Origin of the sequence: Candidatus Ruminimicrobium bovinum (assembly GCF_902760015.1) — a bacterium.
Classification (GTDB): Bacteria; Elusimicrobiota; Endomicrobiia; order Endomicrobiales; family Endomicrobiaceae; genus Ruminimicrobium; species Ruminimicrobium bovinum.
The window spans coordinates 1-11,087 of the sequence record NZ_CACWEU010000018.1; the positions used below are offsets into that span (position 1 = coordinate 1).

The following is an 11,087-nucleotide window of genomic DNA, read 5'->3' on the forward strand; positions in this document are numbered from 1 at the left end:
TTTTGTTTGTTTTTCCTTTTTTCATCTCCTTTTCTCCGTTCTTTTATTTTATAAAAAAACGGCAATATCTATTTTGACCTTATCAAACTACTTTTAATTTTAAAAAAATAATGCTATACTAAACAATATATGTTTAATATTATTTGGAGGGTTGTTGTAAAATGAAAAGTTTAAAGGTTTTATCAATTCTTATTATGACGGTTTTTATAGCAGCAGCATGTTCTAAAGGTAAAGATGATTCCGCTGCTTCTCAAGCTACGAATATGCCGCAAATGCTTGTAAGTGCAACAAAGAGTATAAAAATGGATATCCCGTGGAACATTGAATATCCTGCACAGGTTGCAGGCTCTTTGGATGTTGAAATAAGGGCACAGGTCGGAGGAATTTTAAAGGAAAGGTTGTATAACGAGGGTGAATATGTACAAAAGGGCAAAGTACTGTTTACGATAGCCCCCGAAGAGTATAAAGCCGCATTGGAAAAAGCCGAAGCATCTTTAGCACAGGTTAATACTGAAGTTCAAAGAACAAAAAGAGATTTTGACAGAATGGCGGAACTCATAAAAGATAATGCCGTAAGCCAAAAAGATTATGATGATTCTTTATCCGCTTACGAACAGGCTCAGGCCAATTATAAAGCGGCTAAAGCCGTTGTTGACGAAGCTCAAATAAATTTTAATTATACAAAAGTTAAGGCTCCTATTTCGGGCATAGCAAGGAAAGAAAATCATTCCGTAGGAAGCTTGATATCCGTTATGGGTAACGATTCCTTATTAACTACAATGGTTCAAATAAATCCTTTACATGTAAATTTTTCAATCCCGAGTATCCAACTTACAAACTTGGGAAAACAACTTAAAGCACAAAAAATTAAATTGGAAGAAGTTTTTGCGGATATAATTTTACCGGATAACAGTATTTATAAGGATAAAGGAAAAATTATTTTCTTCGACAGTGTTGAAGATATGAATACCGCATCGTTTGCCGTAAAATTGGAAGTTCCAAATCCGAAATATGAAATGATATTGTCACCGGGACAATTTGTTAAAGTTTCTTTAAGAGGTATTGTATTTAACAATGCCGTGTTAATTCCTCAAAGTGCGGTAAACAGTTTGCCTACCGGCGAGAATGTTGTGTATGTTATTAACACAAGCAGTAACAATGTGGTTGAAGCAAAACCTGTAGATGCTGTGATAAAAGATTCAATGGCAATTATTCTTGAAGGTCTTGAGGGCGGTGAACTTGTAGTATCCGCCGGAAACATCAAGGTAAGGCCCGGAATGCCTATTAATTATGAAGAAAAAGAGTTTGTTCTGCCGGAACCTTACTTGTCCTATTATAAGAAACAAAATCCGTCTTTGGCACTTAGCACGGGGACGGTCAATGCAAGTACTAATACAGCCAGTGCAACGGTAAGCAGTACGAATACCGTTGGCTCTAAATAATATATCGGGGTAAAAAATATGTTTTCCAAATTTTTTATAGACAGACCGGTTTTTGCAATGGTAATTTCCATTATGATAATTCTTGTGGGAGGGATATCTATCTTAAATCTTCCGATAGAACAATATCCTAACCTTACGCCTCCTTCGGTTTGTGTTACTGCAAGTTATCCGGGGGCAAGTGCCGAAGTCGTTGCCGAAACCGTTGCTGCACCGTTGGAACAAAAAATAAACGGTGTTGAAAATATGTTGTATATGAACTCCGTATCTACAAGTAACGGCGATATGTCATTGAATATATTTTTTGCCATCGGCAGTGATCCTGACAAAGCACTTATAGATGTCAATAACAAGGTTCAGGTTGCCCAGGCAAGTTTACCCGAAGATGTAAGAAGATACGGTCTTACCGTAGAAAAACAGTCTTCCTCCATTTTAAAACTTATATCAATAATTTCTCCGAATAATTCGTTGAATACAACTTACATGGGAAATTATGCTCTTGTAAATATTGTTGATGAACTGAAAAGAATTCCTGGTATCGGAGATGCAAAGATTCTTACCGCAAACGATTATTCCATGAGAATATGGTTAAAACCTGACAGAATGTCCAAATTCAATATTACGGTTTATGATATTATGCAGGCGGTTCAGGAACAAAATGCACAAAGGGCAGCAGGAAAGGTTGGTCAATTCCCGACGGCCGGTGCAACGGAAAGGTCTTATGTAATAATAGCTCCGGGAAGATTAAAAACTCCGGAAGAATTTGCAAATATTATTTTAAGGTCAAACAACGACGGAAGTTCATTGAAATTATCGGATGTAGCTGATGTTGAGTTGGGGTCACAAACTTACGAAATACAGTCTAACAATAACATGTCTCCGTCTGTTCCTATAGGTATTTATTTGTCTCCGGGAGCAAATGCCGTTAAAGTTGCCGAAGCCGTTGATGCAAAAATGGAAGAGGCGAAAGCAAATTTTCCGGACGGTATGGACTATACTATTCCTTATGATACAACAAAGGTTATAAAAGCATCAATTCACGAAGTTGTTCATACGTTGTTTGAAGCAATAGTTCTTGTTGTATTGGTTGTGTTTTTATTCTTAAAAAAATGGAAAACGACAATTATTCCCTGTTTGGCGGTTCCTGTTTCCATTATAGGTGCTTTCGCCGGAATGTTGGCACTCGGCTTTTCCATAAACACTTTGACATTGTTCGGTGTCGTTTTGGCAATAGGTATAGTTGTTGATGATGCAATCGTTGTTATAGAAAATGTTGAAAGAATTATGGAAGAGGAAAAACTTTCCGTCCGGGAAGCTACGATAAAAGCTATGGAACAGGTTACAGGCCCGGTAATTGCAATAGTTTTGGTTTTGTGTGCAGTGTTTGTTCCGGTTGCTTTTACCGGCGGTTTTACCGGGATAATGTATAAACAGTTTGCAATAACAATTGCCGTTTCGGTCATTTTGTCTGGTATAGTCGCTTTGACATTGACACCCGCTCTTTGTGTTATGTTATTGGATGAAAAGAAATCTTCTTCAATATTGGATAAGTTTTTCAATTGGTTTGACAAAACATTTTTAGCAATAACAAATTTTTATGTTGAAAGAGTAAAATTCTTTTTGGAAAAGAAACTGATTGCTTTTGTTGTAATTGTTTCCGTTCTGCTCGTAACGGTATTTTTATTTAATAAAGTTCCTTCAAGTTTGGTTCCCGATGAGGATCAAGGTGTTGTTATGGGTGTGTTGATGCTTGATCCGTCAACGGCATTGAATAAAACCATATATGCCGCAAAGAAAGCTGAAGAGATACTTTTAAAAAACGAAAACATTGTTCAGGAATTATCTCTTGCGGGTTTTGATATGTTAAGCTCTACATCTAAAAACAGTGCCGGTGCATTTTTTGTAATGTTAAAGGACTGGGAAGAAAGAAAATCAAAAGAAAGTTCGGCACAAGCTATAATAACTCAGCTTTCAATTGAATTAACTTCAAATATTTCCGAAGGTATTGCAATGATGTTTAACCCGCCTGCAATTATGGGTATGTCGACAACCGGCGGTATTGAAGCTTATGTTCAGTCGAGGGGAGATAATACATTAAAGGATTTGGAAGCAAAAACGTATGAATTGTTAGAGGCATTAAGTCAAAGAAAAGAGGTGGTTAATTCATATACATCATTTGATGCTTCAACACCGCAATTGAAACTTGATGTCGATGAAGTTAAGGCAAAAGCCATGGGTGTGTCCTTAGACAATTTATATGCTACAATTCAGGGAACTTTCGGAACTGCTTATGTAAATGATTTTAATAAGTTGGGAAGATGTTTTAAGGTTATTATGCAGGCACGCGGGGAATTTAGAGCTCAAGCATCCGATATTTCAAAAATTTATGTAAAATCGGATAAGGGAGAAATGGTATCTTTGCAATCTTTGGTTAAATTATCACAGAATACCGGCGTTGATATTCTTGAAAGGTTTAATGTGTTCCCGTCGGCACACTTGTTTTCAAACCCTGCACCGGGTTACAGTACGGGGCAGGCGATTGCCGCCATAGAGGAAACGGCAAAAAACGTATTGGGAACAGATTATTCTTTGGCATGGACAGGAACGGCATATCAGCAAAAAATAACGGCTTCCTCATCGGCAACGGTTTTATTGTTGGGCTTAATAGTTGTATTTTTGATTTTGGCTGCTCAATATGAAAAGTGGAGTTTGCCGTTTGCAGTTATATGTGCGGTTCCGTTTGCACTGTTTGGTGCATTTGTGGGGGCATATTTTAGAGGACTTCAAAACGATATTTATTTTCAGGTTGCTCTTATTACTTTGATAGGTCTTTCGGCAAAAAATGCAATATTGATAGTTGAGTTTGCTGTTTTGTTGAGAGAACAGGGAAAGTCGTTAATGGATTCGGCGATTGAAGCCGTAAGGTTGAGGTTTAGACCGGTTGTTATGACTTCTCTTGCATTTATTTTAGGTTGTATTCCTTTGGCAATAAGTTCGGGTGCCGGTGCTGCAAGCAGGCATTCGGTTGGCAATGCCGTTGTTGTAGGTATGTTTTTTGCCACATTGCTTGCACCGTTATTTATTCCGTTATTTTTTGTTCTTATCTCTAAGATAAGTGAAAAAAAATCCAAAAAAAATTGATTTTGATATGGAGATAAAAAGCATGAAAAAGTTTTTAATATGTTTGGTTTGTGTTGGTATGGTATTTTGTTCTTGTGCAAGTTATAAAACTCCTGTTATAGATATGCCTAAAGAAAGTATAAGTCCGTCAACGGATAAACCTGTGGATTCTTATAAAACCGCAATTAAGGAAGAAGCCGCGGACAGTGAAGTAAAAACAGAGAAAGTTCAAACAAAAGCCGTTGAAATTTCCGATAAATGGTGGGAAATATTCAATGACGAAACTTTAAATGCACTTGAAAAGGAAGCATTGGAGAACAACAGCGACTTGCAAATGGCTATGGCAAGAATTGAACAGGCAAAAGCAAACTTAACATTAAGCAGAGGTAACCAGTGGCCGTCAATCAGTTTGGTAGGTCAATATCAAAATTCAAAAACTTTTGATACTCTTAAAAAATACGGAATACTTTCAGACAGATATATGGTGGGGCTTTCGGCGAGTTATGAATTTGACTTATGGGGAAGATATTATAAGGACGGCAAAAGTGCAAAAACACAATATTTGGCAACAAAAGCGGGAAAGGATGCGGTTGTCCTTTCTTTAACATCCGAGGTTGCAAAAACATATTTCAAGTTGTTGGCATTACAAGCACAAGCAGAAATAGCACAAGAAACATTGAAATCCAGAGAAGAAAGTTTTAATGTCTATCAAAGCAGATTTAAAAACGGAGTTGTAAACGAGCTTGATTTCAGAAGGGTTGAAGCCGAAATGGAATCGGTAAGGGTGCAGGTATATTCTTTGGAATATGTTTTGGAAACGGTAAAAACTTCCTTGAGTGTTTTATTGGGTAAAACTCCGAAAGACATTTTTTCTGCGGAATATAAAGATAAAAAAGATTTGAAAAGCATAGTTTTTATTCCGGAAATTCCCGAAGGCATAACATCCGATGTCATTTCAAAAAGACCAGATATTTATCAGGCACAGAAACAGTTGGAAGCATTAAATTATAAGGTAAAAAGTACAAAAACGATTCTGTATCCTTCAATAACATTAACCGGTATGGCGGGATATGCAAGTTACGAGTTGGAAGATTTGTTGAAATCCGAAAACGATACATGGTCTTATTCGGCGGATTTGGCTTTTCCGTTGTTTACGGGCGGAAAAGTTAAAGGAAATTATAAGGCGGCAAAGGCAGAATATGATCAGGAACTTGCAGCATACAAGCAAACCGTACAGACGGCATTTAAAGAAATTTTGGATGCAATAACGGCAAACAGATTCAATAAACAAATACTTGAAACAAGTTTAAAAGAGGAAGAAGCTTTAGAAATAAGTTATAAAATATCAATTAAAAGAGAACAGGCCGGTATAGCATCGTTGCTTGATGTTTTGGATGTTGAAAGATCATTGTTGCAAACACAAATATCAGTGGTGGATTCTCAATTAGATCAAATAAATTCAATTATAGATTTTTGTAAAGCACTCGGTGGCGGATGGGTTAAAAAAGAATAGTTATAGTAGACTATTGCAGTAAAAATTAGTATAATGCAGAGATGTCGTGGAGAGATGGCCGAGTTGGTTTAAGGCGCAGTCCTGGAAAGACTGTTTATCGGAAACGGTAACAAGGGTTCGAATCCCTTTCTCTCCGCCAATTTATTATAATAGAGGAGTTTAACCGAAATGGCTGTAGAATATGCTTTAATTTTAATAAAACCGGACGGAGTTAAAAAATCTTTAACGGGAAATGTTTTAACAAAACTTTCACAAAGCGGTTTTCATATAATAGGTTCGAAAGTTGTTAAAGTTTCAAGAGAACTTGCAAGCCAACATTATCAACATCTTAAAGGGAAACCTTTCTTTGAAGGTGTTATAGATTATATACAAGGCAAAACTTTCGGCGGAGCACCTTATGACAGAGTATTTGCTTTTGTTTATAAAGGGGAAAATGCAATATCAAAATTAAGAGAAATTGTAGGTGCAACAAACCCCGAAAATGCCGAACCTACGACAATAAGAGGTTCTTACGGAAGAATATCTAAAGACGGAACGATGGAAAATGTTGTTCATTGTTCGTCGGATATAAACGATGCAAAAAGAGAAATTCAGCTTTGGTTTAGTCCGAATGAATTGACCGAAGATGTTTATCCGACGAAAAAAGAAACCGTTACCGAAGAAAAACAAGTTTGGGCATAAGACGTAAATAAATAAAAATTTTAAAATATATTCAGGAGAAAATAGAGAAAATGAAAACACCTTTACAAAATTGGGTTGACCAGCAGATTGCATTAATGCAACCTGACAAAGTATATTGGATGGACGGGTCCGAAGAAGAAGGTAAAAAATTAGCCGAAATCGGTGAAAAGGAACAAATTGACGGTCATCCCGTTTTGGAAAAATTAAATCAAAAAGAATTTTACGGTGCATATTGGCACAGATCAAACCCTAACGATGTTGCAAGAACTGAGCAATTAACTTTTATTTGTTTACCGAACAAAGAAGATGCAGGTCCGAACAATAACTGGATGGACCCGACTGAAGCTAAAGCAAAATTAAATGCTCTCTTTAAAGGTTGTATGAAAGGAAGAACTATGTATGTAATTCCTTTTCTTATGGGTAGTCCGAAATCTCCTTATTCAAAATGTTGTGTTGAAGTTACGGATTCCGTTTATGTTGCAATTAGTATGAGAATTATGACAAGAACAGGTAAAGTAGCAATAGATAAAATAGGAAATTCGACAAATTTCTTTAAAGGTATGCACTCAATAGGTGATGTTAACCCCGAAAGAAGATATATTATGCATTTCCCTCAGGAAAACCTCGTTATGAGTTTCGGTTCGGGCTACGGCGGAAATGCTTTGCTCGGTAAAAAATGTTGTTCTTTAAGAATCGGTTCTTATTTGGGTTATAAAGAGGGGTGGCTTGCGGAACACATGATAATAATCGGTGTTGAAGCTCCCGACGGTAAAAAAACTTACTTTTTGGGTTCTTTCCCGTCAGCATGCGGAAAAACAAATCTTGCATTATTAAACCCTGTTTTAAAAGGTTATAAAGTTTGGACATTGGGTGATGATATTGCTTGGATAAATGTCGGTCCCGACGGAAGACTTTATGCAATGAATCCGGAAATGGGCTTTTTCGGTGTAGCACCCGGAACAGGTAAAAATACAAACCCTATAATGGTAGAAACATTAAAGAATAACAAATTCTTCCCGACATTATATACGAATACTGCCGTTGATGCGGATACAAAAAATCCGTGGTGGGAAGGGTATTCGGAAATGCCTGAAAACATAATTGATTGGCACGGCAAAAAATACGACAAAAATTCGTGCGAAGTTGCAGCACATAAAAATTCAAGGTTTACGGTTTCAACATATAATTGCCCTACACTTGCAAAGGAATTTGATGATCCGCAAGGTGTTCCTATTTCAGGTATTATTTTCGGCGGCAGAAGAAAATCCACAATTCCTTTGGTATACGAAAGTACAAGTTGGGAAAACGGTGTATTTGATGCATCAATTATAGGTTCTGAGATGACTGCTGCAGCTGGAGGAAAGCTTGGAACGGTTAGAAGGGATCCTATGTCTATGTTACCGTTCTGCGGTTATAATATGGGAGACTATTTCGGTCATAGGTTAAGCTTTACGAAAAAAGCAAAAGTTTTGCCTAAAATATTTATGGTTAATTGGTTCAGAAAAGATGAAGACGGAAACTATATGTGGCCGGGATTTAGAGATAATTCTCGTGTATTAAAATGGATGATAGACAGAATTGAAGGGAAAGTTGATGCACAAGAAAAAGAGATCGGCTTATTCCCGAAGGTAGATGATTTGGATTTGTCGGGACTTGATATATCAAAAGAAACTTTGGAAAAATTATTTAAAGTTTCCAAAGAAGAATGGCAAAAAGAAATTCCTTTGATAGAAGAATTTTATGCCAAATTCGGTGACAGATTGCCGAAAGAACTTAAAATGCAACTTGATGAGTTAAAGAAAAAATTTAAATAATAAATTTAAAAAATAAAATTTTCTATAACGAACGAATAGTTTGGACTACACTTTTGTATTTTAAAATCTTATGTACCGCTTTCGCGAAAAGTACACCGCAACTTTAAAATACTTCAGTTCGTCTTAAACTGTTCGTTCTTTTTTTACGACAATATATATGCAAACAAATTCAATTTTGATAAAATAAAAAAGATGATAGTTTGTCACCATTGTCAGCTCTAAGCTATTAACTATAAGTAAAAAATAATTTTTTAAAGTATCATGAACAAAGAACATATAATCTTTTTAGGAATAATCAACAGTGCGGAAGAGTTCTATGAAATTTTTAATTTAAATCGGCAAGAACTTAATGAAGAACTTGCAATATATAACGACACAAAATAATAATAACTGAAAAAGAAATAAAACAACATTTTGGAACATGCAAAGATATAGAAGAAATAAGAGAAAAAGCTGTAAGTTACTTTGCTAAAAATATTCAAGGAAAAACTTTTGACATTGGCAAATTTAAAAATATAAGAATAAATAGAAGAACTCGTGATAAGTATAAAACATTCAGTGCAGATAAAAGAAAATTACTAATAGTGCCTGTATTATTAAATGTGTTGAAAACATCAATATATAAGAATTCTTCACCTAAATATAAGGAAAGAAGAGATAAAATGACACAGTTTCATTATTTTACAAATAAGGTGTTGATTCAAAATATTGAAACAAAAAAATTTAATGAATACAAAGTTTACATAACGGTAGGAGAAGACAAACAAGGAAAATTATTTTGGGATTTAGATGAAAATAAAAAGCCCTTAGAGACTTTACATCAGACAAATGATGTCTTCTCTAAGAGCAACAATAGTATAATATAAAACATTATGTTTGTCAATAAAAATTTTTTAAAGTTAAATTGTTTTTGATATAATCAAAGTTGAATTTGTATTAAAGGAGAAAATTTTATTAAAAAGTAATTTGTAGTATGTCGTTCAACTATCAGCTTTAAGCACTTAGCTTATCAGCTGTAGTTATTACAACTTAATATTGAATGTTTTTGGTATCCGAAAGGATAGCTTTTGTTTAGGCAAAAGAATATAGAGACCAAAAACAGTCGTCATAGGCAAATATTATTTTGGCTGATCCCCTTAATGATATTTACCAAGTGTTCTTTGCCCTTTTGGGCAAGGAACTACGGCTGTTGTTTTTGTGTCTCTCTATATTCACAAAGCAATCAGCCGTTTTTATTTTGCCTAAAATTCAACAAAATCAATCCTTTCTAAAAATCCAAAAACAAAAAAATTTACAACTATGAATGCTTTATCATGTGCAGTCTATAAAAACAAAAAGGAGATTTATTATGAAATTAACAAGAATAATTCATCCTGTTGGGCAAGGTGCTTTTTATACTGAAACTCTTTATAATGATAACACTGAAAGTTTTAATATGGTTTACGATTGCGGAACTTTAACAAGTTATAAAATTAAAAAAACTAAAAAAAATATTATAGAGAGTAGAGTTGATTGTTATTTAGATAATTTGAAAACTGAACAGAAAAAAGAACAACCGGAAATAGATGCAATTTTTATTTCCCATTTACACGAAGATCATATTAACGGAATTGATTATTTAATGAAAAATGCTGAAGTAAAATATTTATTTCTTCCTCAATTAATTGATGAAAGCATTATTGAAGCATATTTATACAATTATATTTCCACTGGAAAAACTGATAATGTAGGTAATAATTTATTATCATTACTGATAACAAATACTGAAATTTATTCATACAAAGATAAAAACTTTAAAACTCAAATAAAATATGTGCCTATTATTGAAAAAAATAATTCAATTAGTAATAATAAAAATTTTATTGTTGCGGTTAATTACTCAAACAAAAATAAAAAATTTATTATTAATATTGAAAATAGTATTCATAATAATTTAAATAAATTCCTATATATTCCATATAATTTGAATATTCAGAATATGAGCAGTATTTTTATAAATAAATTTATAGAAAAACTTCAAGAACTTTATGATAAAGATAAAAATTTTAAAAATAATTTACAAAAAATAGGAATAAACAAAGAAAATTTAAGAGATATTTTTATAAATTTAAATTTAAAGAAATTTAATTTATTAAAAATTATAGTTGAAAATATAGGAATAAAAAAATGTAAGGAAATATATATAAATTTACTTGGAGAAGATCAACATTCCTACTCTATGCCACTTTTTTCAGGAATACAAAATACTCCTATTAATGTATCACTAATTAATAAAAAATGTTGTTGTTTAAAAAATTTTTGTTATAGAAAAAATTGTTATATTAACAATCCAAATTGTTTATATATGGGAGATTTTAAATCAATAGAATATTTTGACGATTTAAAAAATTTTTATACTAATTTAAATTTATGGAATACAATAAAAACAATACAAGTCCCTCATCATTGTTCAAGAAAAAATTATCACTCAGATTTATATTCAAATATTTATAGCTGTTTTATATCTGTTGGTATAAAAAA

The 11,087-nt window shown here is 33.6% G+C and carries 8 protein-coding genes and 1 tRNA gene; all 9 read left to right on the forward strand.

The genetic code is table 11. From position 1 onward, the window contains the following. The first annotated feature begins 161 nt into the window (after positions 1-161). Positions 162-1,442: an efflux RND transporter periplasmic adaptor subunit gene (locus ACMUOV_RS00465; RefSeq protein WP_413852715.1), complete on the forward strand. Its 1,281-nt coding sequence runs from the start codon at positions 162-164 to the stop codon at positions 1,440-1,442. 18 nt (positions 1,443-1,460) lie between these two features. Next, positions 1,461-4,580, forward strand: coding sequence for an efflux RND transporter permease subunit (locus ACMUOV_RS00470; RefSeq protein ID WP_413852717.1), 3,120 nt, complete (start codon positions 1,461-1,463; stop codon positions 4,578-4,580). Between the two features lie 22 nt (positions 4,581-4,602). Beyond that, on the forward strand, positions 4,603-6,072 hold the full coding sequence (locus ACMUOV_RS00475; RefSeq protein WP_413852719.1) for an efflux transporter outer membrane subunit: 1,470 nt from the start codon (positions 4,603-4,605) through the stop codon (positions 6,070-6,072). A 48-nt stretch (positions 6,073-6,120) separates the two neighbouring features. Beyond that, positions 6,121-6,211: transfer RNA gene (locus ACMUOV_RS00480), tRNA-Ser, on the forward strand. Between the two features lie 29 nt (positions 6,212-6,240). Further along, positions 6,241-6,753 carry a nucleoside-diphosphate kinase gene (locus tag ACMUOV_RS00485; RefSeq protein ID WP_413852721.1) on the forward strand — a complete coding sequence of 171 codons (513 nt, stop codon included), beginning with the start codon at positions 6,241-6,243 and terminating at the stop codon, positions 6,751-6,753. A gap of 50 nt (positions 6,754-6,803) precedes the next feature. After that, the gene (locus tag ACMUOV_RS00490; protein WP_413852723.1) at positions 6,804-8,567 is read left to right on the forward strand and encodes a phosphoenolpyruvate carboxykinase (GTP); all 1,764 of its coding nucleotides are present in this window, start codon (positions 6,804-6,806) and stop codon (positions 8,565-8,567) included. A gap of 261 nt (positions 8,568-8,828) precedes the next feature. Further along, positions 8,829-8,951: a hypothetical protein gene (locus tag ACMUOV_RS00495; protein ID WP_413852725.1), complete on the forward strand. Its 123-nt coding sequence runs from the start codon at positions 8,829-8,831 to the stop codon at positions 8,949-8,951. A 47-nt stretch (positions 8,952-8,998) separates the two neighbouring features. Continuing rightward, complete coding sequence (locus ACMUOV_RS00500) at positions 8,999-9,433, forward strand: hypothetical protein (protein WP_413852729.1); 435 nt, start codon at positions 8,999-9,001, stop codon at positions 9,431-9,433. A 482-nt stretch (positions 9,434-9,915) separates the two neighbouring features. Continuing rightward, positions 9,916-11,087, forward strand: a 1,172-nt coding sequence (locus tag ACMUOV_RS00505) for an MBL fold metallo-hydrolase (protein ID WP_413852727.1), incomplete at its 3' end; no start/stop codon positions are given.